Here is a 24,845-nt window from a genome sequence, read left to right on the forward strand (position 1 = left end):
AGACTCGACTCAGTCCGCCAGCGGCGGTGGGTAGTCGATCCGGTGAACGCCCTGGTTGCTGCGGGCGAAACTCGCCAGGTAGATGCCGTCGCGCTCCGGCAGCACCTTGGAGATGCCGCGGATGGCGCGCCCGTCGTGCATCCACCAGTACAACGGGTGGCGGCCGCTGGCATCGAACACGGCGAAGCCGCTCTGCCGCTGCTCGGCGAACAGGCTGCGCGGCAGACGCAGGATCAGCGGCTTCAGCCAGGGGTTGGCGTGCAGCCAGGTGATCAGCGCCGAGCGCGGGGCGTAGAAGGCCACGTACAGGCGGCCCTGGGCGTCGCGCTGGAGGCCGTCCGGCATGCCCGGCAGCGCTTCCTGCAGCACTTCGCTGTGGCCGGCCTGGGCGCCGGCGACGGTCAGCCTGAGCAGGCGGAACTTGGGTGTTTCGCTGATCACCAGCGAGCGCTCGATGCCGTTGGCATCCTCGCTGCCACGGTCGACCAGGATGCCGTCGATGAAGTGCAGATCCTGCGCCACCAGCTGGGCGCTGCCGCGCTGCAGGTCGAACAGCCACAGGCGGCCATGGTTGGCCAGGCTGACCGCCTCTTCGAAGGCGGCTTCGCCCATGCCGGCGCCGGGGGCTGCGTAGGGTTCGGACATGTACACCCGTTGGCCGTCCTGGCTGATGTCCAGGTCGTTGCAGAAGGCGATCGGACGGCTGTTGCTGGCGTTCAACTCGCTCACCGCGACTGCCCCCGTACCGAGCGGCTGTACGCTGCCCAGCTCGGCGGCCGGGTTGACCGGCGGAGGCAGCGGCACGCGCAGGGCCACTGGACGAATGGCGCGGGTCACGAGGTTGAGTTCGTAGATGCCAACGGCTGCCTCGGCGGGCGGGTTGAAGCCATACAGGTGCGAGTTGCAGAACAGGATGCGGTCGCGGTCGCCCGGCACGAAGCGCGCACCGGATGGCACCAGCGGAGTCTGGGCGAAGCGCTCGGCGTGGCCGCTGCGCAGATCCATACGCCAGAACCAGCCGTCGCGTGCGCTGATGAAGGCCTGGCCGAGGTCTTCGCGCAGCAGGATGTCGTCGTGGCCGGGCACCTCGGGGGCGCGGGTGTCGAGGGCGAGATCGTCAGGCGCCTGCACCGCGCGCAGTTCGCCGGACACCTCACCCATGGAGTAGGCTGGCGCCAGTTCGATGTAGGCGGGCGGCGTGCTGAGCAGCCAGGCACCGGCGAGGCTGGCCGCCAGCACGGCGCCGAGCAGGTAGTTAACCTTCATGGCGTTTGCTCCGCGCTTCGATCACGTGCGGCACCTGCTCGTCCAGCCAGTAGCAGCGCGTGGGCTCGACCACCAGCACTTCCTCGAACTTGCAGCCACCGCCGTCCCAGCCGATATGCGGCTCGATCGCCCACAGGCCGAGCTTGTTGCCGATGTGCTCGGGAGTGAGCGCCGCCGACAGGCCCATCTTGAGGAAGGCCAGGTTGGTTTCCAGGGAGAACCAGCCGAAGGAGCGGTTGCCGACCCGCAGGTGTTTGCCCTTCTTCGGCTTGACCCGGAAGACCCGGTGGCCCAGCACGCAATGCGGGTACTTGCTGTGGATGTTGTCGTAGCCGGCGGCGTGGATGCGCCGGTCGATCTCGGCCCAGATTTCGGCGGCCGTCATGGGGCTGGCGAACAGCCCGGGAATGTCGGCGCGCAGCTGCAGGAGAAAGGCCTTGGCCTTGTCCAGTTGCGGGTTGGGGGTCAGGCACAGGGCATAGCCGACATCGCCGATGTAGCCATCGACCACCGGCGACACATCGAGAATGGCCACGTCCTCGGCGCGCAGTTGGCGCTCGCTGGGGTGGTAGTCGGCGTAGCCGGCGTACTCGTCGAAGCGCGAGTGGCTGCCGAACCAGGCGAAGGCGCGGTGCAGGTAGCGCTCGGTGCCGTGCTGGCGCAGGTAGCCCTCCAGCAGGTCGGCGGCCTGCTGCTCGGTCATGCCGACCTTGAGCTGCTTGCCGACATGCTCGACAGCCGCATAGGCCAGGCGCTGGGCCTTGAGGTAGCCGGCCATGGCCTCGGCGGGCGGCAGCATGTCCTGGCCGCCACCGTATTTCGAGCTGATCTTGGACAGCCAGCGGTAGAGCCGATCCAGCGCGCCGTTGGGTTTGAGTGTGTAGCCTATCGGCATGCTGCGCCCTCCCGGTCGGGGTGGGGGAGTCGGCCGCGGAGGCGGGGCAGATTGAGTGGGTACATGGCAGTACTCGGCGTTGTTGTTATGCCACGATGCTAAAAGCCGAGGGCGGGCGCTGGTGTTGCTCAATGGCCAATCTAATGGTTGAATTCAGCCATGTTTTGGAGGCCCCGCATGCGCATCGAATCGGCCAGTTCCTCGTTCATTTCCCTGACCATGCCGCTGGTGCCAGTGCCTCTTCCCGCGCTGCTGCTGGATATCTTTCTGGAGCTGGGGCTGAAGGCCGAGCAACTGCTGGAAGGCACCGGTCTGCGCCAGGAACACTTCAGCCACCCGGATACGCTGCTCAGTTACCAGCAGCTCGCGATGATGATTGCGCGGGCGCTGGCGATCACCGGCAACCCGCGCCTGGGCCTGTTGTTCGGCACCCGCATCCGCCTTTCCCATCTGGCTGAACTCGGCGTCGCCTATGCCTGTGCGCCGACTTTGCGGGAGGCCCATGCGGTCACCCTGAAGTACCAGAAACTGCTCGGCAGCGCCTTCGACATGCGCCTGGTGGAGAAGCCGGGGTACGTCGCCATCATCGCCTCGAAGCTGGTGCCGCTGGGCGAGCGCTACTGCTTCAATCAGGAGTCCTGGCTGACCGCCATCGCCAACCAGACCGCGCTGACCCTGGAAACCCCGCTGGAGGAACTGGGCCTGGAAATCGAGTTCGATTACCCCGCGCCCGAGGATCTGCAGCCCTATCGCCAGCTATTCGGAGAAAAGGTTAAATTCAGCCAGCCGTATAGCCAGATTTTGATCCCGCGCCCGCTGCTCGACCGGCGCCTGCCGGGAGCCTGTCCGACCCTGTTCAAGCTGGCGCTGGCACGTTGCGACGAGGTGGCCAGCCGCAACCGGATTCCGCTGTCGCTGCCTGAGCAGGTGCGCATCCATCTGCGCCGGGAGCTGGAAAATCCGCCGTCGGTAGAGGACATCGCGCGGCGTCTGAACCTGTCCAGCCGTACCCTGAACCGTCATCTCGATCAGCTGGACTGCAACTACCGCCAGCTGCTGCGTGAAGTGCGCTTCGAGACCGCGGCCGAGCTGCTGCAGGGCACGGCGTTGCCGATTGCGATAGTTGCCCAGCGTGCCGGTTTCAATGACGCCTCGAACTTCGTCAAGGCGTTCCGCGACTGGGCCGGCACCACGCCGAACCGTTATCGCCAGCACCTGCGTGGCGACCGGGCCGAGACTAGCGCTCCCTAGCCTGTCGGTTCAGGCAAGCCGGGCGCGCAGGTAACTGCCCACCACGATGATGATCAGCGCAAGAACGATAAAGGTGGCACTCATCGGCGGCCCCCGCTGTGTTGTTGTATGGGGAAGTCGGCGGCAGGGCGGCTGGCCGCTCTGCCGGGTCTGCTGCGATCTTGCCGCTGGCGCGGCCTGGCGTATTGACACAAGCAACGGCCGATTGACCGAAGGCCCGGCTCCGCCAGGCAGGCACTAGGGCGCGGTATAGCGCGCCAGTTCGTGCGGGTCGTGGGCGCAGAACAGCTCGACCTGGCCGGCGTGCTCGAGCGCCAGTTGCTGCAGGCGGGCGAGGCTCTGCACCCGGGCCTGGGGCATCTCGGCAATCACCCGCTGGAACAGCGCCAGGCCGGCCGGCACCTCGGGTTGGGCGCTCATCTGGCTGTGGTGGTAATAGGCGTCGCCGCAGTGCAGCAGCCACTTGTCGCCGTCGCGCACCGCCACGCCGACGTGGCCGCGGGTATGCCCGTGCAGCGGGATCAGCAGTACATCCAGCGCCAGCTCGGGGAGGGCGCGGATGGCGTTGAAGCCGAACCAGTCTTCACCCGCCGGCTCTTCGTGCACGACCCAGTACGGCTGGTGGGTGAACTGCGCCGGGCGAAAGCGCAGCTTGTCCTTGCGGCTGCCGTGGGTGAGCTGGCGCAGCTCGGCCAGCAGCACATGCACGGCGGCCTCGGGAAAGTCGGCCAGCCCGCCGGCGTGGTCGCCGTCGAGGTGGGTGGGCAGGATGTGCCGCACGTCCCGCGGATCAAAGCCCAGGGCGCGCACCTGGTGCAGCGCGGTTTCCTCCAGGCGCAGTTGCGGGCGGAACAGCGGCGGCATGATGCCGCCGAGGCGTTCGCGCGGGTTGGCGATGTCCTGGGTGCCGATGCCGCTATCGACCAGCAGCAGGGCGGTCGGCGTCTCGATCAGCAGGCAGTGGCAGACCAGCTTGCCGGGCTCGCGCCAGCTGCCGCTGCGGCTGTTCATCAGGCGCTGGCACAGCGGGCACATGGTGCCGCAGTTGAGGTGGTGAATACGGATGCTCATTGCAGGCTCTGTCTCTCCGGGGCGGGCCGGCGGCTGGCTGGATTGCCAGCCGCGGGCGATCAGACTTCGAGCACGATCTTGCCGAAGTGTTCGTTGCGCGCCATGCGCGCCAGCGCCTCAGCAGCTTCGTCGAGCTGGTAGAGCTTGTCGATCGGCAGCTTCAGCACGCCGTCCGCCACCGCTGGGCCGAGCACGCTGGCGGTGCGTTCGATCACCGCCATCAGCTCCTGCGGCGTGCGCGAGCGGAAGGAGGCGCCGATGTAGGTGATGCGGCGCATGTTGTGCAGATCGAAGTCGAATTCGCCGCTGTTGCCGTCCAGTCGTCCGATGTTGACCATGCGCCCGCCAATGCGGGTGGCCTGCAGGCTGCCATTGATCAGCGAGCCGGCGACGAAGTCGATCAGCAGATCGACGCCCTTGCCCTTGGTCGCCTTGCTCACCTGCGCGACCCAGTCCGCAGCCTTGGTGTCGATGGCGAGATCCGCGCCGAACTCGCTCAGGCGCTCGCGGCGCTGGGCCGAGGTGGAGGTGCCGATGACCAGGCCGGCGCCGAGGAACTTGGCCACCTGCATGCCCATCAGGCCGACCGCCGAGCTGGCGCCCTGGATCAGCACCGACTGGCCCGCGACCAGCTGGCCATTGCTGCTGATCGCATCGTGCATGGTCTGCAGGGCCACCGGCAGGGTGGCGGCCTGCTCGTAGGAAACCCCGGCGGGGATCGCGTAGATCATCCAGTCGAAGCCCAGGGTGTATTCGGCAAAGGCGGCGAAACCGGCGCCCATCACCCGGTCGCCGACCTGCCACTTGGTCACGCCGGTACCGACCTCGGCAACCTCGCCGGCCCACTCCAGGCCCATCGGCGTATTGGCGCCGCCGGCAAAGCCGTGGGCGAGCCCCTGCATGATCAGCAGGTCGGCGCGGTTCAGCGAACAGGCCCTGACCCGCACCAACACCTGACCGGGGCCGGGTTTGGGCATGGGCACATCCTGGACGACGGGGCCGTTGGCACTCGAGACAATTGCACGCATTTCAATATCTCCTGCTGTCCCGCCCGGGCGCGGCCGGCAGACGGGAAGCGCTAAAGGTGGACGGGTCAGATCTTGCGGATGGGGTTGCTGCCGTCCCAGTTCTGCGCGGACTTTCTGACGAACTCGAAGAACATGCCCTTGGGCCCGCTGATGTCCGACAGCTCGACCACCGAGCCGGGGTGCAGCTCGGTCTCGAAGTAGGAGAAACGCCCCTTGTCGCCGCCGATCTGGCCTTCGTGGCCGACCTTGAGGCCAAGCGCCAGGGCGTTGTCGTAGATGGTCTGGTAATCCTTGGTCCAGTAGGCCACGTGCTGCAGGCCCTCGCGGCCGGAGTCGAGGAAGTCCTTGTACATCGACGGCGCATCGTTGTGCTGCTGGATCAGTTCGATCTGCAGGTCGCCGGAGTTGGCGATCGCCACGCTCATCTCCAGCGGCGAGTCCTCGCCGCGGTAGCGGAAATAGTCGGTCTTGACCCGCTCGACGTAGAACCACGGGCCCACGCCCAGCACATTGATCCAGTGCTCCATGGCGGCATGGATGTCGCGTACCACATAGCCGTTCTGGGCGACGGCACCAAAAATTCTGCTCATATGACCTCCGGTCTTGTTGTGCTCTGGCGCCCCGGCACGCGGAGCGCCGTGGGGCGATCAGGCCAGGCGGGAGGCGTCGAAGAAGCCGCTGATCTGCTGGGCCAGCATCAGGTCGCCTTCGACCTGCAGCTTGCCGCTCATGAAGGCGGTCATGCCGTCGAGCTCGCCCTGCAGCAGGGCGATCAGGTCATCGTCGGCGATGGTCAGGGTGACGTTGGCGTCGTCGGCGCTGCCGTTCTGCACGGCGCAGGCGCCTTCGCCGATGGTGGCGTAGGCCGGCTCGGCGACGTTGAACTGGATGGTGCAGCTGATGCCGGCGACGGCCTCTTCGTTGAGGGCGGCAGGCAGGCGCTGGAGGAACTGGTTGGCGCTCATGGGGCGACTCCTTGTTGTTCTGGACTTGGGGTGATGCCGAGCGCGGCGCGGCAAGCCGGCGTTACGTTCTGCAGGGCGAGGCGAGCGGGCGATACTTGGATCGCCGCGGCAACCTTGTCAGACTGGAGGGCCATGACGGCCCCGGCCGGGCAGCGCTTGCGCTGGCATCGGTAGCGAATCTAAAGGGCGGCCGGGCGGCCGGTATTGACCGAATTCGATCACTTGTGACCCTTGGCCTGCGGGCCACGGATGAGGTGTGCGGCAGTGGCAACGAACAACCCCGAGTCGCTCGGTACTGAGCATTTCAGCGTCGCGGTGCATTTCCTGCGCTTGCTCACCGACTATGTGACCCAGCAGGGGCGGCCGATCGAGGATCTGCTCCAGCGGGCCGGGATCGCCGCGGATTCGCTGAGCGACCAGAACGGGCGGATTCCCTTTGCCAGCTTCGACCGCCTGTGCGAGCTGACCGCCAGCGAGCTGAATGAACCCTGCCTGGGGCTGAAGATGGGCCAGGGCGTGCGCCCGGGTCATCTGGGCTCCTACGGCTTTGCCCTGATGGCCTGCTCCAACGGCCTGGAGCTGATGCAGCAGGCGGCCCGCTATTCGGTACTGGCCATCGATGCCGGGCACCATGTGGTGGAGATCCGTGGCCAGGAGTGCATCCGCCATTGGCGCAGCAGCCTGCCCGGCGACCGGCAGCTGGGGCGCATCCAGGACGAGCTGAACCTGGCCACCTGGCTGACCCTGGCCCGCTGGTTCGGCAACCGGCCGGACATCAATCCGAACTGGGTGGCCTTCCGCCATGCGCGGCCGGACGACATCAGCGAATACCAGGCACTGTTCCGCTGCCCGCTGAAGTTCGGCGCGCCAGAGACCACGGTCGCCTTCGATGCGAGCTACCTGCACCTGCAGCTGCCGCTGGCCGACAGCAAGCTGCGGCGGATCATGAACGATGTCTGCGAGCAGCTCCTCAAGCAGCTCGGCGATGCTCTGGAACCGGCCTGGCTGGCCATCGCTCGGCGTAGCGTGCTGGAGTCGTTCAGCCAGGGCGAACCGCGCATTCAGGTGGCAGCCAAGGCCAGCGGCATGAGCGAGGCCCAGTTCAAGGAGCATCTGGCCCAGCGTGGGCTGAGCTTTCGCAGTTTCGTCGACGACCTGCGCCGCTCGCTGGCCATCGGCTATGCGCGCGACCCCAACCTCGGTCTGGTGGATATCGCCTACCTGCTCGGTTTCTCCGAGCAGAGCGCGTTCCAGCGCGCCTTCAAGCGCTGGAGCGGGATGACGCCGGGGCAGTACCGGCGCAGCCATAGCGCTCCTGCGGGCGATGCCGCTGCGGAGTAACTGCGGTCAATCGCGGCCGGCTCCTGTCAATCCTTGTACGCCGCTCTGCTTGCATACTGGAGGCACAACAAGAGCGGGAGCAACGCAGTGAGCCAGCATTACGACGTACTGATCATCGGCGCCGGGCTTTCCGGCATCGGCATGGCCAGCCACCTGACGCGTGAATCGCCGGGCCTTGGTTATGCCGTGATCGAGCGGCGCCAGGCCATTGGGGGAACCTGGGATCTGTTTCGTTATCCCGGTATCCGTTCGGATGCCGACATGTTCACCTTCGGCTATGGCTTCCGCCCCTGGAACAGCCTGCAGACCCTGGCAGACGGCCCGGCCATCCGCCAGTACATCGCTGACACCGCGCGCGAGTATGGGGTCGACGACAAGATCCATTTCGGCATCCGCACCACCCGCGCCTGCTGGTGCAGCCAGCAGCGCCTGTGGACGCTGCACGGGGTCGATGAGGCCAGCGGCGCTGAGCTGAGCTACACCTGCCGCTTTCTGATTCCCTGCACCGGCTACTACAGCTATGACGCCGGCTACTTGCCCGACTTCCCGGGCCTGGAGCGCTTCCAGGGCACCTTCATCCATCCACAGCAATGGCCCGAGGGGCTCGACTACGCAGGCAAGCGGGTGCTGATCATCGGCAGTGGCGCGACCGCCGTGACCCTGGTGCCGGCCATGGCCGCCGAGGCTGCCCATGTCACCATGCTGCAGCGCTCGCCCAGCTATGTGCTGACGGTGCCCGGTGAGGACAAGTTGTCTGGCTTGCTCAAGCGCGTGTTGCCCGAGCGCTGGGTCTTCGGCTTGGCGCGGCGGCGCAATATCTGGCTGCAGCGTGCCATCTACCAGGCTTCGCGGCGCTGGCCGCAGCTGGTGCGGCGCTGGCTGCTGGCCGGGGTGCGCAAGCAGCTCGGTGATGCGGTCGACATGCGCCATTTCACCCCCAGCTACATGCCCTGGGACGAGCGCCTCTGTGCGGTGCCCGATGGTGATCTGTTCCGTGTGCTGCGTACGGGCCAGGCTTCGGTGGTGACCGACCATATCGAGAGCTTCAGCGAGCGCGGCGTGCTGCTGAAGTCCGGGGTGCTGCTGGAGGCGGACATCATCATCGCCGCCACCGGGCTGCGCCTGGAGGCACTGGGCGGCACCGAGCTGCAGATCGATGGCGAGCGCCAGGCCACCCATTCGCGGATGACCTACAAGGGTGTGCTGGCGCAGGACATGCCCAACATCGGCTGGATCTTCGGCTACACCAACGCGCCCTGGACGCTGAAGTCCGACCTGGCTTCGCGCTATCTGTGCCGCCTGCTCAACCACATGCAGGCCCGCGGCCATGAGGTGGTGATCCCGCGGGCGCCGGCGGGGCAGATGGAGGAGGGGAGCGTGATGGACAGCATGCGCTCCGGCTATGTGCAGCGCGGCGCGGAAATCCTGCCCCGGCAGGGGCGGCAGACGCCGTGGCGGGTATTCAACGACTTCAAGCAGGATCGCGATCTGCTGTTGCGTCAGCCGGTGGCGGACGAGGCCCTGGAGTTCTCCTGAAGCCGGGCGTGCGCTGGCCCCCTGTCGTGGGTGTCTGGCGAGGTTGCAGCGGGTAAAAGAAAACCCCTTGAGGCGCGGGCCTCAAGGGGTTCGGGTCTTGCGGGTGCTGCGTTAGACGTTGAAGCGGAAGTGCATCACGTCGCCGTCCTTGACGATGTATTCCTTGCCTTCCAGGCGCCATTTGCCGGCTTCCTTGGCACCGCCTTCGCCCTTGAATTGGATGAAGTCGTTGTAGGCCACCACTTCGGCGCGGATGAAACCTTTCTCGAAGTCGGTGTGGATCACGCCAGCGGCCTGCGGAGCGGTGGCGCCGACCTTGACGGTCCAGGCGCGCACTTCTTTCACCCCGGCGGTGAAGTAGGTCTGCAGGTTGAGCAGTTCGTAACCGGCGCGGATCACGCGGTTCAGGCCCGGCTCTTCGAGGCCGAGGGATTCGAGGAACATGTCCTTCTCTTCGCCGTCGTCGAGCTCGGCGATTTCCGCCTCGATCTTGTTGCACACCGGCACCACCACGGCGCCTTCTTCGGCGGCGATGGCCTTGACCACGTCGAGCAGCGGGTTGTTGTCGAAGCCGTCTTCGGCGACGTTGGCGATGTACATCACCGGCTTGCTGGTGAGCAGGTGGAAGCTGCGTACCAGTTGCTTCTCGTCGTCACCGAGGGTCTTCAGCAGGGTGCGCGCCGGCTTGCCTTCGGTGAAGTGGGGGATCAGCTTCTCCAGCAGGCCTTTCTGCGCCACGGCATCCTTGTCACCGCCCTTGGCGTTGCGGCTGACCTTCTGCAGTTGCTTCTCGCAGCTGTCGAGGTCGGCGAAGATCAGTTCCAGCTCGATGATCTCGATGTCGCGCTTGGGGTCGACGCTGTTGGACACGTGGATCACGTTGTCGTCTTCGAAGCAGCGCACGACGTGGGCGATGGCGTCGGTCTCGCGGATGTTGGCGAGGAACTTGTTGCCCAGGCCTTCACCCTTGGAGGCGCCTTCGACCAGGCCGGCGATGTCGACGAACTCCATGGTGGTCGGCAGGATGCGCTCGGGATTGACGATGGCCGCCAGTGCCGCCAGGCGAGGGTCGGGCATCGGCACGATGCCGCTGTTCGGCTCGATGGTGCAGAAGGGGAAGTTCTCTGCCGCGATACCGGATTTGGTGAGGGCGTTGAACAGGGTGGACTTGCCGACGTTGGGCAGGCCGACGATGCCGCAGTTGAATCCCATGGTGTATCCCTCGCGGAGATGAATTTCGGTGAAAAGGGGTCAGGCTTTCTGGCTGTGCAGTTTCTGCATGGCCTTTGTCCAGTCGCCGGCGAGCATCTCGGGCACTACGCCCAGGGCGAAGTCGACGCTCTTGTCCAGCAGCTCCTGCTCGCTGCGCGGGGCGCGGCCGAGGACGAAGCCGGAAACCAGGCTGGCGTGGCCGGGGTGGCCAATGCCGAGGCGCAGGCGGTGGAAGCTGTTCTGATTGCCGAGCTGGGCAATGATGTCGCGCAGCCCGTTGTGCCCACCGTGCCCGCCGCCCTGTTTGAGCTTGGCGACGCCGGGTGGCATGTCGAGTTCGTCGTGGGCCACCAGAATGGCGTCCGGACTGATCCGGAAGAAATTCGCCAATGCCGCCACGGCCTGGCCGCTGCGGTTCATGTAGGTGGTGGGGATGAGCAGACGAACATCGCGGCCCTGATGGCTGAATTTACCCACCAGGCCAAAATACTTTTTGTCGAGGCTCAGGCTGGCGCGTTCGCGTTCGGCCAGGCGCTCAACAAAAAGGGCTCCTGCGTTATGCCGGGTCTGGTCGTACTCAGGGCCTGGATTACCCAGGCCGACGATCAGTTGAATGGCAGTCACGTCAGGAGCCCTTATTGTGGAAGAGCGGCGAGAATATTACTCGGCGCTGTCTTCCTTCACGCGGGAGGCGTGGATGTTGGCAACAGCCAGGTCGTTGCCGTGGGCCAGGGCCACCAGCTCGACGCCTTTCGGCAGGGCCAGGTCGGACAGGTGAACGATCTGACCGACTTCCACTTTAGCCAGGTCGACTTCGATGAATTCCGGCAGGTCTTGCGGCTGGCAGGAAACTTCGACTTCGGAGATGGTGTGGGAAACTTCGCCACCTTGCTGCTTCACGCCAACGGAGCTGGCTTCGTTGATGAAGTGCAGGGGAACGTGGGCGTTCAGTTTCTGGCCGGCAACGACGCGAACGAAGTCAGCGTGCAGCACGTAGCCTTTGGCCGGGTGACGCTGCAGAGCCTTGATCACAACGCTTTCGGCGCCGCTGGCAATGTTCAGGGTCAGCACGTGGCTGAAGGCAGCTTCGTTTTCCAGCAGCTTGGCCAGGTCTTTGGCCAGCAGGCTGATGGATTGAGCCGGTTTCTCGCCGCCGTAGATTACGGCCGGAACCAGGTTCTCGTTACGACGCAGGCGGCGGCTCGCACCTTTCCCCAGGTCGGAACGCACTTCGGCATTCAGGGCAAAATTAGTCATTACACTTCTCCAAATAAACCAAACCGTCCGAAGCGCTTGCGACCAGCGTGCGGACGGTAGGGCAAAAAGCCCCGCACACGGCGGGGCACTTGTCGCTCAGGGCGTGTTCGCGGTTAGCGGAACATCGCGCTGATCGATTCTTCATTGCTGATGCGGCGTACCGCTTCAGCGACAACAGCAGCCATGTCCAGCTGGCGGATGCGCGGGCAGGCTTGCGCCGCGGCAGACAGCGGGATGGTGTTGGTCACCACCAGGGCGTCCAGCACGGAGTTCTCGATGTTCTCGATGGCGCGGCCCGACAGCACCGGGTGGGTGGCGTAGGCGTAGACCTTGGACGCGCCGTGCTCTTTCAGCGCCTTGGCGGCGTGGCAGAGGGTGCCGGCGGTATCGACCATGTCGTCGACCAGTACGCAGGTGCGGCCTTCCACGTCACCGATGATGTGCATCACTTCGGAGTGGTTGGCTTTCTCGCGACGCTTGTCGATGATCGCCAGATCGACGCCCAGGGACTTGGCCACGGCGCGTGCACGCACTACGCCGCCGATGTCCGGGGAGACGATCATCAGGTTGTCGAAACGCTGGTCTTCGATATCGTCCACCAGCACTGGCGAACCGTAGATGTTGTCTACCGGGATGTCGAAGAAGCCCTGGATCTGGTCGGCGTGCAGGTCAACGGTGAGCACGCGGTCGATACCGACCACGGTCAGCATGTCGGCCACTACCTTGGCGCTGATGGCCACGCGGGCGGAACGCGGACGGCGATCCTGGCGGGCATAGCCGAAGTAGGGGATGACTGCGGTGATACGCGAAGCCGAGGAGCGGCGGAAGGCGTCAGCCATCACCACCAGTTCCATCAGGTTGTCGTTAGTCGGTGCACAGGTCGGCTGAATGATGAAGACGTCCTTGCCACGAACGTTTTCATTGATTTCAGCGCTGATTTCGCCGTCGGAGAATTTGCCTACGGAGGCATCGCCGAGGGGGATGTGCAGCTGACGCACGATACGGCGCGCCAGGTCGGGGTTAGCATTCCCCGTGAAGACCATCATCTTGGACACGCGCAGTACCTGCCTGGGAGTGGGCCCGATGAATTAAAAAGCTGTTCAAAAAGCTCGGCTTTCTGAACAGCTTTCGAGTGTATGGCAGGGGCGGCTGGATTCGAACCAACGCATGGCAGGATCAAAACCTGCTGCCTTACCGCTTGGCGACGCCCCTGTAGAGTAAGTTGAACGCAGAGCTGGTTATGCAACCTCTGGGAGGTTATGGCAGGGGCGGCTGGATTCGAACCAACGCATGGCAGGATCAAAACCTGCTGCCTTACCGCTTGGCGACGCCCCTGTATCGTATAACCGAATGCTAGGCATTCACTTCCTTGACCTGCTTTCGAGCTGTTGGTGCAACGGAGACCGATTGCAGCCGCGAGCGACGAAACTTGGCAGAGTGGCCGGAAGTTGGCGCGAGACTTTATCAGCATCGCCTTTATTTGGGAAGCTCCCAAACACACAAGCTCCGGTTCCGGTCATCTTTGCATGAACAAATTTGTTCAGCAATTTCAGGGCGTTACGCACTTCTGGGTAGCGCTTCTCGACAACCAGTTGGCAGTCGTTATGACCGCCCCCCTCGGGAAGGCTGCGAACTGTAATGGCCGCTGTATTACGTGTCAACTCGGGATCGGCAAAAACTTCCGCGGTGCTCACGCTGACCGGTGGAATGGCCACCAGGAACCAGGGCTCCGCCAGCTCGACCGGGATCAGGCGCTCGCCCACGCCTTCGGCAAACGCCGCGCGGCCGCGCACGAATACCGGCACGTCGGCACCCAGGCCGAGGCCGAGGCCGGCCAGGCGTTCCTCGTCCCAGTCCAGCTGCCACAGATGGTTGAGGCCGAGCAGGGTGGTGGCCGCATCCGAGCTGCCACCGCCGATGCCGCCGCCCATGGGCAGGCGCTTGTCCAGCCAGATATCGGCGCCCAGGGCAGTGCCGGACTGCTGCTGCAGCTGGCGTGCGGCGCGCACGATCAGGTTGCTGTCGTGGGGGACGCCGGGAACCTCGGTGCGCAGCTGGATGACGCCGTCGTTACGCAGCGAGAAGCCCAGCAGGTCGCCGTGGTCGAGGAACTGGAACAGGGTCTGCAGCTCGTGATAACCGTCGGCGCGGCGGCCGAGGATATGCAGCATCAGGTTGAGCTTGGCCGGCGCGGGCAGGATCAGTTCGGCGTGGTCGGGAATGGCTGGGGTGGTCATGGCTTCTGCGGCGCTGGGTGGGGCGAGCGCGGCTCGCGACGCGTTGGCAGGGGCGGAGTGGCGCGCACCTGCGGATGGGGGCGGGGCGATTACTGGCCGAGCTGGCGTGGCTGCCAGTCCTTGATCACCAGGGTCACGTCGAGGTTCTCGCCGTGCAGCTTGATGCGCTCCGGCAGGCTGTAGCCGTTCTGCTCGACGTAGCTGAGGTATTCCACGTCCCAGTTGTCCTGGCGCAGGCGCGCCAGCTGGCTGTTGCCGTCGAGGGTCACGGTGCTGCGGCTGCCCGGGGCTGGCAGGCCGCGCACCCACCACTGCAGATGGGACACCGGCAGGCGCCAGCCGAGTTTCTCTTCCAGCAGGGCCTCGGGGGACTCGGCTTCGTAGCGGCCCTGGTTGGCCACTTCCAGCAGGATCTTGCCCTCGCGGCCGGTCAGGCGGGCGGCGCCACGGCCCAGCGGGCCGGACAGGCGAATGTCGTAGTAATCCTGGCGCTGCAGCCAGAACAGGGTGCCGCTACCGGAGTCCTTGGGAGCACGGATACCGACCTTGCCGCTGATCTGCCAGCCGTCGAGGCTGGCGATCTGCGCCTTGTGCGCCTTCCACAGTTGCGCGTCGCCCTGGCCTTCGATGGCTTCGCGACTGGTGAGGCCGGTGCAGCCGGCGAGCAGGGTGAGCAGGCTGAAAACGATCAGGTGGCGCAACATGAATCAGAGCTTCTCGGAACCGGTCAGGCGCAACAGGGTGTCGCGCAGGATGGGGCTGTCGGGCTGGGCGTCGAGGGCACTGGCCCACACCTTGCGGGCCTCGCGCTGCTTGCCCTGGGCCCACAGCACTTCGCCCAGGTGGGCGGCGACTTCGTGGTCGGGGAACTTGTCCAGGGCCTGGCGCAGGTAGCGCTCGGCCTCGTCGAGGTTGCCCAGGCGGTAATTGACCCAGCCCAGGCTGTCCAGGGTCGCCGGGTCGTCCGGGTTGAGCTGGTGGGCCTTGGCGATCAGCTCGCGGGCCTCGGCGTAGCGGGTGGTGCGGTCGGCCAGGGTGTAGCCGAGGGCGTTGAGCGCGGTGGCGTTGTCCGGCTCGCGGGCGATGATGTTGCGCAGGTCGCGCTCCAGGCCGGGCAGGTCGTCGCGTTTCTCGGCGAGCATGGCGCGGGTGTAGAGCAGGTTGGTGTCGTTGGGGAACTGCTGCAGCCCCTGCTCGATGACCTGCCAGGACTGCTCCAGGCGCTGGCGCTTGGCCAGGGCCTCGGACTCCAACAGGTAGAGCTGGATGGCGTAGTCCGGCTGGTTTTCCCGGGCCTTGTTCAGGCGACTGGCGGCCTGCTCGGCACGGTTGCTGTCGAGGAGGATGTCGGTCTGCCGCTGCTGGGCTGCCAGGTAGTCGTTGCCGGGGCCGACCAGGGCGTATTCGATCAGCGCGCTTTCCGGATCCTTGCGCTGTTCGTAGATGTGGCCGAGGTTGAAATGGGCGGCGTCGACATGGCTGTTGCGCGCCACCAGCTCCTCCAGATACACCGAGGCTTCGTCCCAGTCCTGGTCTTCCAGGCAGACCAGGGCCAGGGAGAAACGCAGGTCATCGTCATCCGGGTACTGCTGGAGCAGGCCGGCGAACTCGCTCTTGGCCTCGTCCAGGCGCTCCAGTTCGACCAGCTGGCGGGCGTAGGCCAGGCGCAGACGCTTGTCGTCGGGGTGCTGCTCGATGCCTTTCTTCAGCAGCGGCAGGGCTTCCTCGCCGCGCTCCAGGCCTTGCAGCAGACGCGCGCGCAGTAGCAGCGGTGGCACTTCCTGCTCGCTCGCCTGGTGCGCTTCGAGCAGCTCCAGGGCTTCCTGCGGGCGGCCATCCTGGTGCAGCAGCAGGGCCTTGCCGAACAGCAGCTGGCCGTTCTCCGGGTATTTTACCAGCAGGCGGTCGAAGCTCTGCAGCAGGCCGGCGCGGGTATCCGGGTCGGTTTCCGCGGCGGACAGGGCGAGGAAGTCGAAGTGGGTGTCGCCCTGTTTCTGCAGCACCTTCTCCATATAACTCATGGATTCGTCGTAGCGCCCGGCGCGGGCCAGCTGCACGGCGGCGGCGCGCTGCGCGTCGAGGCTGTCGGGGGCGTTCTTCGACCAGATCAGGGCGGTGTCGAGGGCCGCCTGCTCCGCGCCGAGGTACTCGGCGATGCGGAAGGCGCGCTCGGCGACGGCGGGATCCTGGGTGGCATTGGCCTGCTGTACATAGTTGCCGAGGGCAATGTCGAAGCGGTTGCGCTGCCCGGCCAGCTCGGCGGCCAGCAGGCTGTACAGGGTCTCCTCGCTGAACGAGGCATAGACCTTGGGTTTGGCCGGAGCCTGGGCGGCGGCGCTGTCTTCAACCGGCGGGGTGCCGTCCGGCGCAGAGGGGGCCAGTGTCTGGCAGCCGCCAATGAACAGAAGGGCGGTCAGCAACGCGAAGGATTTATTCATGAGGGAAAATGCGACTAACCTGCGGTGCGGTCATCATGACACAAGCACTCTGGCAAGCCCAATGGGGCCGGGCCATTCCTACAAGGACAATAGTCGGCGACAGTTGTTCTCGCCCCGGTGACGTAGGACAATTGCCCGTTATCCCGTTTCCTTTAGCGACCCTGCATGGCTTTTCTCGCCCTCGGTATCAACCACAAGACCGCCTCGGTGGACGTCCGCGAGCGCGTGGCCTTTACCCCCGAGCAACTGGTCGAGGCCTTGCAGTTGCTGTGCCGCAGCACGCCCAGCCGGGAGGCGGCGATCCTCTCGACCTGCAACCGCAGCGAGCTGTACCTGGAGCAGGACGAGCTGGCCGCCGACGATGTGCTGCGCTGGCTGGCCGACTACCACCGCCTGAATATCGATGACCTGCGCGCCTGTGCCTATGTGCACCAGGACGATTCGGCCGTGCGTCACATGATGCGCGTGGCTTCCGGGCTCGACTCCATGGTGCTCGGCGAGCCGCAGATTCTCGGCCAGATGAAATCGGCCTATGCCGTGGCGCGCGAGGCCGGCACCGTCGGCCCGCTGCTGGGCCGCCTGTTCCAGGCCACCTTCAGCACCGCCAAGACCGTGCGTACCGACACTGCCATTGGCGAGAACCCGGTGTCGGTGGCCTTTGCTGCGGTCAGCCTGGCCAAGCAGATCTTCGCCAACCTGCACCGCAGCCAGGCCCTGCTGATCGGTGCCGGCGAGACCATCAGCCTGGTCGCCCGCCACCTGCACGACCAGGGCATCAAGCGCATCGTGGTGGCCAACCGTACCCTCGAGCGCGCCAGCCAGCTGGCCGAGCAGTTCGGCGCGCATGCCGTGCTGCTGGCCGATATTCCCCAGGAACTGGTCAACAGCGACATCGTTATCAGCTCTACCGCCAGCCAGCTGCCGATTCTCGGCAAGGGCGCGGTCGAGCGGGCGCTGAAGCAGCGCAAGCACAAGCCGATCTTCATGGTCGACATCGCCGTGCCGCGCGACATCGAGCCGGAAGTCGGCGAGCTGGATGACGTCTACCTGTATACCGTCGACGACCTTCACGAGGTCATCGAGGAAAACCTCAAGAGCCGCCAGGGTGCAGCCCAGGCCGCCGAGGAGCTGGTGTCCGCCGGCGCCGACGACTTCATGCAGCGCCTGCGCGCGCTGGCTGCGGTGGATGTGCTCAAGGCCTATCGCCAGCAGGCCGAGCGCCTGCGCGACGAGGAGCTGGCCAAGGCCCAGCGCCTGCTGGCCGCCGGCAGTTCCGCCGAAGACGTATTGGCCCAGCTGGCCCGCGGCCTGACCAACAAGCTGCTGCACGCACCCAGCGTGCAGCTGAAGAAAATCTCCGCCGACGGCCGCTTCGAAGCGCTGGCCGTGGCCCAGGAACTGTTTGCCCTCGACGAGGGCCCGAGCAAATCATGAAAGCCTCCCTGCTGAACAAGCTCGATACCCTCAACGACCGCTTCGACGAGCTCACCGCGCTGCTCGGCGATGCCGAGGTGATCAGCAACCAGAACCAGTTCCGCGCCTATTCCAAGGAGTATGCCGAGGTCGAGCCGGTGATCCTGGCGCTGCGCGAGTTCCGCAAGGTGCAGGCCGATCTGGAGGGCGCCCAGGCGCTGCTCAAGGACAACGACCCGGATCTGCGCGAGATGGCCGAAGAGGAAGTGGCCCAGGCCAAGACCGTGCTGGCCGAACTGGAAGACCGCCTGCAGCGCATGCTGCTGCCCAAGGATCCCAACGACGGGCGCAACGTGTTCCTGGAGATCCGCGCCGGTACCGGCGGCGACGAGGCGGCGATCTTCTCCGGCGACCTGTTCCGCATGTATTCGCGCTATGCCGAGAAGCAGGGCTGGCGGGTCGAGATCCTCTCCGAGAACCCCGGCGAGCATGGTGGCTATAAGGAAGTGATCTCGCGGGTGGAAGGCGACAATGTCTACGCCAAGCTCAAGTTCGAGTCCGGCGCCCACCGTGTGCAGCGCGTGCCGGAAACCGAGTCCCAGGGCCGCATCCACACCTCGGCCTGCACCGTGGCGGTATTGCCCGAGCCGGACGAGCAGCAGGCCATCGAGATCAACCCGGCCGACCTGCGCATCGACACCTACCGCTCCTCCGGCGCCGGCGGCCAGCATGTGAACAAGACCGACTCGGCCATCCGCATTACCCACTTGCCCACCGGCATGGTGGTCGAATGCCAGGAAGAGCGCTCGCAGCACAAGAACCGCGCCAAGGCCATGGCCTGGCTGGCGGCCAAGCTGCAGGACAAGCAGGACGCCGCCGCGCACAAGGAAATTTCCGACACGCGCAAGCTGCTGGTCGGCTCCGGCGACCGTTCCGAACGCATTCGCACCTACAACTTCCCCCAGGGGCGAGTCACCGACCACCGCGTCAACCTGACCCTCTACGCCCTCGACGATGTGCTGGCTGGCGGCGTGGACGCGGTGATCGAGCCGCTGTTGCAGGAATACCAGGCCGACCAGTTGGCCGCCCTGGGCGACTGATTTGCATCTCTCTCCTGCGGGAGAGGGCGTTGAAGGCATAGGATCTTGTGCATGGCCACCATTCAATCCCTGCTCGACAGCGCCGATCTGCCTGACTCGCCCAGCGCCCGCCTGGACGCCGAGCTGCTGCTGGCCGCCGCCCTGGGCAAGTCGCGCAGCTACCTGCGTACCTGGCCGGAACAGGAGCCGAGCACCGCGCAGCAGGCCGCCTTCGCTGCCCATCTGGCGCGCCGACGGGCGGGCGAGCCGGTGGCCTATATCCTCGGTCAGCAGGGCTTCTGGACGCTCGATCTGGAAGTGGCGCCGCATACCCTGATTCCCCGCCCGGACACCGAACTGCTGGTGGAAACCGCTCTGGCCCTGCTGCCGGCCACGCCGTTGCGGGTGCTCGACCTCGGTACCGGCAGCGGTGCCATTGCCCTGGCCCTGGCCAGTGAGCGCGGCGGCTGGCGGGTCAGCGGAGTGGATCGGGTGGCCGAGGCGGTGGCCCTGGCCGAGCGCAATCGCCAGCGCCTCAAGTTGAACAATGTCGAATTCCGTCTGAGCAGCTGGTTTGCCGTGCTGGTGGACGAGCGCTTCAGTCTGATCGTCAGCAACCCGCCCTATATCGCCGCCAGCGACCGCCACCTGGGCGAGGGCGACGTGCGCTTCGAGCCGGCCAGTGCGCTGGTGTCCGGTGCCGACGGGCTGGACGACATTCGCCAGATAATCACCGCGGCGCCGGCGCACCTGGAACCCGGCGGCTGGCTGCTGCTGGAGCACGGCTATGATCAGGCCGAGGCAGTGCGCGGCCTGCTGGGCGCCGCCGGTTTCCGCCAGGTGGAGAGCCGCCGCGACCTGGGCGGGCATGAGCGCATTTCCCTGGGGCAGTGGCCGCAATGAACCTGGAACTGACAGACGACGAACTGCTGCGCTACAGCCGGCAGATCCTCCTGCCGCAGATCGATATCGCCGGCCAGTTGCGCCTGAAAAGCAGCCGCGTGCTGATCGTCGGCCTTGGCGGCCTGGGCTCGCCGGTGGCGCTGTACCTGGCTGCGGCCGGGGTTGGCGAGCTGCACCTGGCCGACTTCGATACGGTCGACCTGAGCAACCTGCAGCGGCAGATCATCCACGACGCCAGTCAGGTCGGCGTGGCCAAGGTCGACTCGGCCATGGCGCGCCTGTCGGCCATCAATGCGCAGATCGAGCTGGTGCCACAGCGCGCGGCGCTGGATGCCGACTCGCTGGCCGTGGCCGTGGCGGCGGTGGATCTGGTGCTGGACTGCAGCGACAACTTCACCACCCGCGAGGCGGTCAACGCCGCCTGTGTGGCCGCCGGCAAGCCGCTGGTGAGTGGCGCGGCGATCCGCCTGGAAGGCCAGCTCGCGGTGTTCGACCCGCGCCGTGCCGACAGCCCCTGCTACCACTGCCTGTACGGCCACGGCAGCGAAGCCGAGCTGACCTGCAGCGAGGCCGGGGTAGCGGGCCCGCTGGTGGGCCTGGTGGGCAGCCTGCAGGCGCTGGAGGCGCTCAAGCTGCTGGCCGGTTTCGGCGAGCCGCTGGTGGGCCGCCTGCTGCTGATCGACGCCCTCGGCTCGCGCTTTCGCGAACTGCGCGTGCGCCGCGATCCGGGCTGCAGCGTGTGCGGAGGTCAGCCATGAGCAGCGCGCCGGTGGGCGTGTTCGATTCCGGCGTGGGCGGCCTCTCGGTGCTGCGCGAGATTCGCGCGCGCCTGCCCGACGAGTCGCTGCTCTACGTCGCCGACAGCGGCCATGTGCCCTATGGCGAGAAGAGTCCCGAGTTCATCCGTGCGCGTAGCCAGACGATTGCCGAGTTTCTCCTGCAGCAGGGCGCCAAGGCTCTGGTGCTGGCCTGCAATACCGCCACCGCGGCGGCCGTGGCCGAGCTGCGCCAGCGTTACCCCGAGCTGCCCATCGTCGGCATGGAGCCGGCGGTCAAGCCGGCTGCAGCGGCTACCCGCAGCGGCGTGGTCGGCGTGCTGGCCACCACCGGCACGTTGAAGAGCGCCAAGTTCGCCGCCTTGCTCGATCGCTTCGCCAGCGATGTGCGGGTCATCACCCAGCCGTGCCCGGGGCTGGTGGAACAGATCGAGGCCGGCGACCTCGACGGCCCGCGCACCCGCGAACTGCTGCAAGGCTGGGTCGCACCGCTGCTGGCCGAGGGCTGCGACACCCTGATCCTCGGCTGCACCCACTACCCCTTTATTCGCCCGCTGCTGCGCGAGCTGCTGCCGGCCTCGGTGAGCCTGGTGGATACCGGTGCCGCGGTGGCGCGCCAACTGCAGAGCCTGCTGGATCAGCGTGGCCTGCGCGCACCGGCGGGCGAGGCGCAGCCGACGCGCTTGTGGTCGAGCGGCGACGCTCTACAGCTGCAGCGGGTGCTGCCGGTGCTGTGGGGGGAGGCGCTGGCGGTGCAGGCGCTGGTCGAGCCCGAAATATCGATCTGACGGCTTTACTCATAGCCATTACTTCTATACTCGTTGGTACGGTTTCGTTGAAATCCACTTACGAATATGGGAAGTGCCAATGAACAAGATTCTTTCCCTGGCTGCATTTGCAGCCCTCGGCCTGGCTAGCTGGTCCGCTCAGGCCGTCGACCTTACTGCCGCCGTTGGCCAGTCCAGCGAGTCCACCACCGTGCTGCGCCTGGGCGCGCAATGGGACTGGGAGCAGAGCTGGATGCAAAGCGATGTGGGCCGCCTGACCGGCTACTGGGACGCCGGCTACACCTTCTGGGACGGCGATGAAACCTCCAGCAACCACAGCATTTCCTTCTCCCCGGTATTGGTCTACGAGTTCGCCGGCGACACGGTGAAACCCTATATCGAGGGCGGCATTGGCGTGGCGCTGTTTGCCGACACCGATCTGGAGGACAACGACCTGGGCTCGTCCTTCCAGTTCGAGGATCGCCTCGGCGCCGGCCTGCGTTTCTCCGGTCAGGAAATCGGCGTGCGCGTGCTGCACTACTCGAATGCCGGGATCAAGCAGCCCAACGATGGGGTCGAGGCCTACACCCTGCATTACCGCATGAGCCTCTGAGTCCAGGTGCGTCTGAAAACCGGGCCATGCGCCCGGTTTTTTGTGCCTGCATGGCTGCCGACTGCGCTAGCCTCGAGGAATGAGCCAGCTGGTCATGGACTCAGTCGAATGAAGCACAAACACCTCTTGCCTGTCGTAGCCCTGCTGCTGGGCCTTGCCTGCCCGCCGCTGTTTGCGGCACAGGAGCTGCGTGCCGTGCTGTTCGATGTGGTGCCGTTCAGTTACCGCAATGACGCCGGGCAGATCGTTGGTCTGCATGTGGACAAGATCAAGGAGCTGGCTGCACGCGCCGGTTACCCGGCGCACATCGAACTGACCTCCTTTGCCCGTATCGCACTGCTGCTGGAGCACGGCGGGGCCGACCTCACCATCGGCTTCGAGACCGCGCCGCTGATGCGCGCGGCCGACCGCCTGGGGCCTATCATGTACGGCAGCTCCATCCTGCTGTCGCGCCAGCCGCTGACCGGCCCGCTGCCCGGAGTCTTGCAGGGCCTGCGCCTGGGGCGCCTGCGCGGTGGCTGTTTCGAACTGCAGCGCTACCGCCCGCAGCTGCAAGTGCTGCATGAGCTGAACAACTACAGCAGTGGTCTGAACATGCTCAATAGCGAGCGCCTGGATGCCGTTTGCGGTACCGATGCTGGTCTCGCTTATGCCGTCGAACAGGCCGGGTTGAACCCGGCCGATTACCACAGCCTGGTGCTGACCCGCGATCGTGCGTTCTGGGTGTTCCTTTCGCGGCGGGCATCACCGGCCGTGCGCCAGGCCGTCGAGCAGGCGGTGGGCGAGATGGCGGTGCCTCAGCGATAGATGGCGGGCATGCCGTGGCGTTCTTCCACGCACTCGGGCGAGCCCATCTCGAACTCGCGGCAGATCAGCGGGCGCACCTCGTAGATGGTGCAGCGCATGCTGTCGCGATCCAGCGCCGCGCACCAGCCGTCATCCAGGCGGCGCATCACTTCGCCACCCCACTCATCGGTGTCGATGAAGCGCGGTGGCACGCCGGTGTCGGTGATCAGCATGACTTCCAGCTGGCAGCAGCAGGCCGCGCAGTTGCTGCAACTGACGGCGGGCTCGGCGGGAAGTTGGGTGAGGGGGATCTGGCTCATGGCCGCGCAGTGTACGGCAGCCATCCATCGCTGTGCAGGCGGGGCGACCGGCGCCGTCGCCCGTGCTCGATTGACTACCTGGCTCAGATGCGCAGGCCCAGGTTGACCATCGCCCCGGCATTGCCGAAGAACGCCGCCTCGGCGCCCAGGTTGCCGATATGGGCACCGAGCGAGGGGATGATCGCCGGGGCCACGCCGTAGCGGTTCAGCGGGATCTTGTCGCGGTATTCGCCGCGATAGCCCTGGATGGCGCCAGCCGTCAGCTTCAGGTAGACCGGCAAGCTCTCGGCCTCGAAGCGCTTGCCGGCATACACATACTGGGTGCGCTGGCGGAAGGAGTTGCGGAAGGTCGCCGCACCGTACAGCTCGCCGGAGGCCTTGTTGTATTCCAGGCCGATAAGCTCCTGGTGGTTGTTGTGCTGCGGGTCGTGCGACCAGTGGGTGGTGTAGACACTGCTCTGCAGGTACCAGTAGTCCTGTTCGGCGGCGCCGGCACTGGTGCAGGCCAGCAGCGCCGCTGCTAGGCATAGGGCTTTCATGGGGCCTCCTCAGCGCACGACGCGGCTGGCGCCGTTGACCGTGGTGATGCGCACGCGGTCGCCGACGGCGAACAGCTGGTTCGGCTCGACGGCCTGGACATAGGCACGCAGCGCACCGCTGTCTTCGCGCACCACGATCTCCACGCCCTGGCTGCGGGTCAGGCCTTCCTCGGCCGCCGCCCCAGCCATGCCGCCGGCCACGCCGCCGAGCACGGTGGCGATGCTGCTGCCGCGACCGCCGCCGATACCGCTGCCGGCGATGCCGCCGACCGCGGCACCGGCGATGGCGCCGATCGGCGTGCGGGTACCTTCGATCTGTACCGGGCGCAGCGACTCGACTGTGCCCATGCGTACCGTCTGCACGGCGCGGGCGTCGGCCCGCGAGTAAGTGCTGCCGTTCAGGTTGGAGGCGCAGCCGCTGAGCAATACGGCGGAACTCATGGCGGCGCAGAGCAGCAGGATCGGGAAGCGTTTCATGGGGCTGTCCTCAACGGAAGTTTCGATGGGGACAGGCTACGGGCTGGCCGCTGAACGCTGGCTGAACCCAGGCTGAACGACAGCTGAACGAAGCGCTGATGGCGTCAGAGCCTGGCGCGCAGGTGGTGACACAGCGGCAGCACGGCGGCCCAGACGGCGGCGAGCAGGGTCAGGGTGGCGCCGCTGCCCAGCGGCAGCCCGACCCCGGCCAGGCGGGCGCCGGCATAGTAGGAAAGGGGCCCGGACAAGCCACCGAGCACGGCGCCCAGCCACCAGGGGCGTGCCGTCCAGGCCAGACTGTGGCTCAGGGTGGTGGCGAACAGGGCCCATAGCATGGCCAGCCACAGTGGCAGCAGCGGGCTGCTGCCGGCAAAGTCGAAGACGCCGAGCTGCTGCAGGCTGCTGTCCAGCACACTGCCGAACAGCGTCACGCCGGCCAGCAGGCGCCACTCGGCGCGCCAGGCAGTGACCCAGACAAAGTGCGCGGCCAGGCAGCCCAGAGCGATCAGCAGCAGCCAGGGGCGCTGGGCGCCGAACACGCAGGCGAACCAGCCGAGCTGGAACAGCAGGGCATTGAGGAGAAGCGAACGCGGAGCTGTCAGGGGCATGGGGCGGGCCGTTAGTGTGCGGATTTCGAAGCTGTAGGGTGGATCGCGCCCCATCGATCCAGCGCGC

At 66.3% G+C, this 24,845-nt stretch carries 27 protein-coding genes and 2 tRNA genes; 10 read left to right on the forward strand and 19 right to left on the reverse strand.

Features of this window, described 5'->3' with window-relative positions; all coding sequences use genetic code 11:
- Positions 1-9 precede the first annotated feature (9 nt).
- On the reverse strand, positions 10-1,266 hold the full coding sequence (locus tag A9179_RS04890) for an SMP-30/gluconolactonase/LRE family protein (RefSeq protein WP_187804718.1): 1,257 nt from the start codon (positions 1,264-1,266) through the stop codon (positions 10-12).
- Entirely contained in the window at positions 1,256-2,161 is a 906-nt protein-coding gene (locus A9179_RS04895) for a M24 family metallopeptidase (protein ID WP_187804719.1), read from the reverse strand. Before A9179_RS04895 ends, A9179_RS04890 begins: the two co-directional genes overlap by 11 nt.
- Positions 2,162-2,338: 177 nt before the next feature.
- Here A9179_RS04895 and A9179_RS04900 point away from each other — a divergent pair, with 177 nt between their 5' ends.
- A complete protein-coding gene (locus A9179_RS04900) occupies positions 2,339-3,412 on the forward strand; it encodes an AraC family transcriptional regulator (RefSeq protein ID WP_187804720.1) in 1,074 nt (357 codons plus the stop codon).
- A 237-nt stretch (positions 3,413-3,649) separates the two neighbouring features.
- Here A9179_RS04900 and A9179_RS04905 read toward each other — a convergent pair whose 3' ends face one another.
- The 4 genes from A9179_RS04905 to A9179_RS04920 form a co-directional block, all read right to left on the reverse strand.
- Complete coding sequence (locus A9179_RS04905; protein WP_223123172.1) at positions 3,650-4,483, reverse strand: MBL fold metallo-hydrolase; 834 nt, start codon at positions 4,481-4,483, stop codon at positions 3,650-3,652.
- Positions 4,484-4,542: 59 nt separating this feature from the next.
- Positions 4,543-5,511: a quinone oxidoreductase family protein gene (locus tag A9179_RS04910; RefSeq protein WP_187804721.1), complete on the reverse strand. Its 969-nt coding sequence runs from the start codon at positions 5,509-5,511 to the stop codon at positions 4,543-4,545.
- 65 nt (positions 5,512-5,576) lie between these two features.
- Positions 5,577-6,101, reverse strand: coding sequence for a VOC family protein (locus tag A9179_RS04915; protein WP_187804722.1), 525 nt, complete (start codon positions 6,099-6,101; stop codon positions 5,577-5,579).
- Positions 6,102-6,158: 57 nt separating this feature from the next.
- Positions 6,159-6,476 (reverse strand): SCP2 sterol-binding domain-containing protein, encoded by a 318-nt coding sequence (locus A9179_RS04920; RefSeq protein ID WP_187804723.1) that lies wholly within the window; start codon positions 6,474-6,476, stop codon positions 6,159-6,161.
- A 264-nt stretch (positions 6,477-6,740) separates the two neighbouring features.
- Between A9179_RS04920 and A9179_RS04925 the strand changes: the two genes are divergently transcribed.
- Positions 6,741-7,817, forward strand: coding sequence for an AraC family transcriptional regulator (locus A9179_RS04925; protein ID WP_187804724.1), 1,077 nt, complete (start codon positions 6,741-6,743; stop codon positions 7,815-7,817).
- 87 nt (positions 7,818-7,904) lie between these two features.
- Positions 7,905-9,353, forward strand: coding sequence for a flavin-containing monooxygenase (locus A9179_RS04930; protein ID WP_187804725.1), 1,449 nt, complete (start codon positions 7,905-7,907; stop codon positions 9,351-9,353).
- 111 nt (positions 9,354-9,464) lie between these two features.
- Here the strand turns inward: A9179_RS04930 and ychF are convergent, their stop codons facing one another.
- The 9 genes from ychF to A9179_RS04975 form a co-directional block, all read right to left on the reverse strand.
- Entirely contained in the window at positions 9,465-10,565 is a 1,101-nt protein-coding gene (gene ychF / locus A9179_RS04935) for a redox-regulated ATPase YchF (RefSeq protein ID WP_187804726.1), read from the reverse strand.
- 39 nt (positions 10,566-10,604) lie between these two features.
- Complete coding sequence (gene pth / locus A9179_RS04940) at positions 10,605-11,189, reverse strand: aminoacyl-tRNA hydrolase (protein ID WP_187804727.1); 585 nt, start codon at positions 11,187-11,189, stop codon at positions 10,605-10,607.
- A gap of 36 nt (positions 11,190-11,225) precedes the next feature.
- Positions 11,226-11,822: a 50S ribosomal protein L25/general stress protein Ctc gene (locus tag A9179_RS04945; RefSeq protein WP_187804728.1), complete on the reverse strand. Its 597-nt coding sequence runs from the start codon at positions 11,820-11,822 to the stop codon at positions 11,226-11,228.
- 113 nt (positions 11,823-11,935) lie between these two features.
- Positions 11,936-12,877, reverse strand: coding sequence for a ribose-phosphate pyrophosphokinase (locus A9179_RS04950; protein ID WP_187804729.1), 942 nt, complete (start codon positions 12,875-12,877; stop codon positions 11,936-11,938).
- A gap of 82 nt (positions 12,878-12,959) precedes the next feature.
- Positions 12,960-13,034, reverse strand: a tRNA-Gln gene (locus tag A9179_RS04955).
- A 48-nt stretch (positions 13,035-13,082) separates the two neighbouring features.
- A tRNA-Gln gene (locus A9179_RS04960) sits at positions 13,083-13,157 on the reverse strand.
- 26 nt (positions 13,158-13,183) lie between these two features.
- Positions 13,184-14,059: a 4-(cytidine 5'-diphospho)-2-C-methyl-D-erythritol kinase gene (ispE, locus tag A9179_RS04965; protein WP_187804730.1), complete on the reverse strand. Its 876-nt coding sequence runs from the start codon at positions 14,057-14,059 to the stop codon at positions 13,184-13,186.
- A gap of 89 nt (positions 14,060-14,148) precedes the next feature.
- Positions 14,149-14,763 carry a lipoprotein insertase outer membrane protein LolB gene (gene lolB, locus A9179_RS04970; RefSeq protein ID WP_187804731.1) on the reverse strand — a complete coding sequence of 205 codons (615 nt, stop codon included), beginning with the start codon at positions 14,761-14,763 and terminating at the stop codon, positions 14,149-14,151.
- A gap of 3 nt (positions 14,764-14,766) precedes the next feature.
- On the reverse strand, positions 14,767-16,497 hold the full coding sequence (locus A9179_RS04975; protein ID WP_187804732.1) for a tetratricopeptide repeat protein: 1,731 nt from the start codon (positions 16,495-16,497) through the stop codon (positions 14,767-14,769).
- Between the two features lie 165 nt (positions 16,498-16,662).
- Between A9179_RS04975 and hemA the strand changes: the two genes are divergently transcribed.
- The 7 genes from hemA to A9179_RS05010 all read left to right on the forward strand — a co-directional run bounded on the left by hemA (position 16,663) and on the right by A9179_RS05010 (position 22,855).
- Positions 16,663-17,931 (forward strand): glutamyl-tRNA reductase, encoded by a 1,269-nt coding sequence (gene hemA, locus A9179_RS04980; protein WP_187804733.1) that lies wholly within the window; start codon positions 16,663-16,665, stop codon positions 17,929-17,931.
- Positions 17,928-19,010, forward strand: a complete 1,083-nt coding sequence (prfA, locus tag A9179_RS04985) for a peptide chain release factor 1 (RefSeq protein WP_187804734.1) — start codon at positions 17,928-17,930, stop codon at positions 19,008-19,010. The genes hemA and prfA overlap by 4 nt, the downstream gene beginning before the upstream one ends.
- 51 nt (positions 19,011-19,061) lie before the next feature.
- Positions 19,062-19,892 carry a peptide chain release factor N(5)-glutamine methyltransferase gene (gene prmC, locus A9179_RS04990; protein ID WP_187804735.1) on the forward strand — a complete coding sequence of 277 codons (831 nt, stop codon included), beginning with the start codon at positions 19,062-19,064 and terminating at the stop codon, positions 19,890-19,892.
- Entirely contained in the window at positions 19,889-20,650 is a 762-nt protein-coding gene (locus A9179_RS04995) for a molybdopterin-synthase adenylyltransferase MoeB (RefSeq protein WP_187804736.1), read from the forward strand. Before prmC ends, A9179_RS04995 begins: the two co-directional genes overlap by 4 nt.
- The gene (murI, locus tag A9179_RS05000; RefSeq protein ID WP_187804737.1) at positions 20,647-21,456 is read left to right on the forward strand and encodes a glutamate racemase; all 810 of its coding nucleotides are present in this window, start codon (positions 20,647-20,649) and stop codon (positions 21,454-21,456) included. Before A9179_RS04995 ends, murI begins: the two co-directional genes overlap by 4 nt.
- Before the next feature lie 79 nt (positions 21,457-21,535).
- Positions 21,536-22,048 (forward strand): acyloxyacyl hydrolase, encoded by a 513-nt coding sequence (locus tag A9179_RS05005; protein ID WP_187804738.1) that lies wholly within the window; start codon positions 21,536-21,538, stop codon positions 22,046-22,048.
- Between the two features lie 108 nt (positions 22,049-22,156).
- The gene (locus A9179_RS05010; protein WP_187804739.1) at positions 22,157-22,855 is read left to right on the forward strand and encodes a substrate-binding periplasmic protein; all 699 of its coding nucleotides are present in this window, start codon (positions 22,157-22,159) and stop codon (positions 22,853-22,855) included.
- On the opposite strand, the gene A9179_RS05015 is transcribed toward A9179_RS05010, so the two are convergent.
- The 4 genes from A9179_RS05015 to A9179_RS05030 form a co-directional block, all read right to left on the reverse strand.
- Complete coding sequence (locus A9179_RS05015; RefSeq protein WP_187804740.1) at positions 22,846-23,154, reverse strand: YkgJ family cysteine cluster protein; 309 nt, start codon at positions 23,152-23,154, stop codon at positions 22,846-22,848. The genes A9179_RS05010 and A9179_RS05015 overlap by 10 nt on opposite strands.
- An 83-nt stretch (positions 23,155-23,237) precedes the next feature.
- Positions 23,238-23,693 (reverse strand): sn-glycerol-3-phosphate transporter, encoded by a 456-nt coding sequence (locus tag A9179_RS05020; protein WP_187804741.1) that lies wholly within the window; start codon positions 23,691-23,693, stop codon positions 23,238-23,240.
- Between the two features lie 9 nt (positions 23,694-23,702).
- Entirely contained in the window at positions 23,703-24,170 is a 468-nt protein-coding gene (locus tag A9179_RS05025) for an outer membrane lipoprotein (protein ID WP_187804742.1), read from the reverse strand.
- A 104-nt stretch (positions 24,171-24,274) separates the two neighbouring features.
- A complete protein-coding gene (locus A9179_RS05030) occupies positions 24,275-24,778 on the reverse strand; it encodes a DUF2878 domain-containing protein (RefSeq protein WP_187804743.1) in 504 nt (167 codons plus the stop codon).
- Between the last annotated feature and the right edge of the window lie 67 nt (positions 24,779-24,845).

This window comes from Pseudomonas alcaligenes, assembly GCF_014490745.1.
In the GTDB taxonomy this organism is placed as follows: Bacteria; Pseudomonadota; Gammaproteobacteria; order Pseudomonadales; family Pseudomonadaceae; genus Aquipseudomonas; species Aquipseudomonas alcaligenes_C.

Coding starts and splice junctions, on each gene's coding strand:
- A9179_RS05015 (WP_187804740.1), bottom strand. CDS start 23,154: ATGAGCCAGATCCCCCTCACCCAACTTCCCGCCGAGCCCGCCGTCAGT.
- A9179_RS04945 (WP_187804728.1), bottom strand. CDS start 11,822: ATGACTAATTTTGCCCTGAATGCCGAAGTGCGTTCCGACCTGGGGAAA.
- A9179_RS05020 (WP_187804741.1), bottom strand. CDS start 23,693: ATGAAAGCCCTATGCCTAGCAGCGGCGCTGCTGGCCTGCACCAGTGCC.
- A9179_RS04995 (WP_187804736.1), top strand. CDS start 19,889: ATGAACCTGGAACTGACAGACGACGAACTGCTGCGCTACAGCCGGCAG.
- A9179_RS04910 (WP_187804721.1), bottom strand. CDS start 5,511: ATGCGTGCAATTGTCTCGAGTGCCAACGGCCCCGTCGTCCAGGATGTG.
- A9179_RS04915 (WP_187804722.1), bottom strand. CDS start 6,101: ATGAGCAGAATTTTTGGTGCCGTCGCCCAGAACGGCTATGTGGTACGC.
- lolB (WP_187804731.1), bottom strand. CDS start 14,763: ATGTTGCGCCACCTGATCGTTTTCAGCCTGCTCACCCTGCTCGCCGGC.
- A9179_RS05010 (WP_187804739.1), top strand. CDS start 22,157: ATGAAGCACAAACACCTCTTGCCTGTCGTAGCCCTGCTGCTGGGCCTT.
- A9179_RS04920 (WP_187804723.1), bottom strand. CDS start 6,476: ATGAGCGCCAACCAGTTCCTCCAGCGCCTGCCTGCCGCCCTCAACGAA.
- A9179_RS04905 (WP_223123172.1), bottom strand. CDS start 4,483: ATGAGCATCCGTATTCACCACCTCAACTGCGGCACCATGTGCCCGCTG.
- murI (WP_187804737.1), top strand. CDS start 20,647: ATGAGCAGCGCGCCGGTGGGCGTGTTCGATTCCGGCGTGGGCGGCCTC.
- hemA (WP_187804733.1), top strand. CDS start 16,663: ATGGCTTTTCTCGCCCTCGGTATCAACCACAAGACCGCCTCGGTGGAC.
- A9179_RS05030 (WP_187804743.1), bottom strand. CDS start 24,778: ATGCCCCTGACAGCTCCGCGTTCGCTTCTCCTCAATGCCCTGCTGTTC.
- prfA (WP_187804734.1), top strand. CDS start 17,928: ATGAAAGCCTCCCTGCTGAACAAGCTCGATACCCTCAACGACCGCTTC.
- prmC (WP_187804735.1), top strand. CDS start 19,062: ATGGCCACCATTCAATCCCTGCTCGACAGCGCCGATCTGCCTGACTCG.
- A9179_RS04895 (WP_187804719.1), bottom strand. CDS start 2,161: ATGCCGATAGGCTACACACTCAAACCCAACGGCGCGCTGGATCGGCTC.
- A9179_RS04890 (WP_187804718.1), bottom strand. CDS start 1,266: ATGAAGGTTAACTACCTGCTCGGCGCCGTGCTGGCGGCCAGCCTCGCC.
- ispE (WP_187804730.1), bottom strand. CDS start 14,059: ATGACCACCCCAGCCATTCCCGACCACGCCGAACTGATCCTGCCCGCG.
- A9179_RS04975 (WP_187804732.1), bottom strand. CDS start 16,497: ATGAATAAATCCTTCGCGTTGCTGACCGCCCTTCTGTTCATTGGCGGC.
- A9179_RS04900 (WP_187804720.1), top strand. CDS start 2,339: ATGCGCATCGAATCGGCCAGTTCCTCGTTCATTTCCCTGACCATGCCG.
- A9179_RS05025 (WP_187804742.1), bottom strand. CDS start 24,170: ATGAAACGCTTCCCGATCCTGCTGCTCTGCGCCGCCATGAGTTCCGCC.
- A9179_RS05005 (WP_187804738.1), top strand. CDS start 21,536: ATGAACAAGATTCTTTCCCTGGCTGCATTTGCAGCCCTCGGCCTGGCT.
- ychF (WP_187804726.1), bottom strand. CDS start 10,565: ATGGGATTCAACTGCGGCATCGTCGGCCTGCCCAACGTCGGCAAGTCC.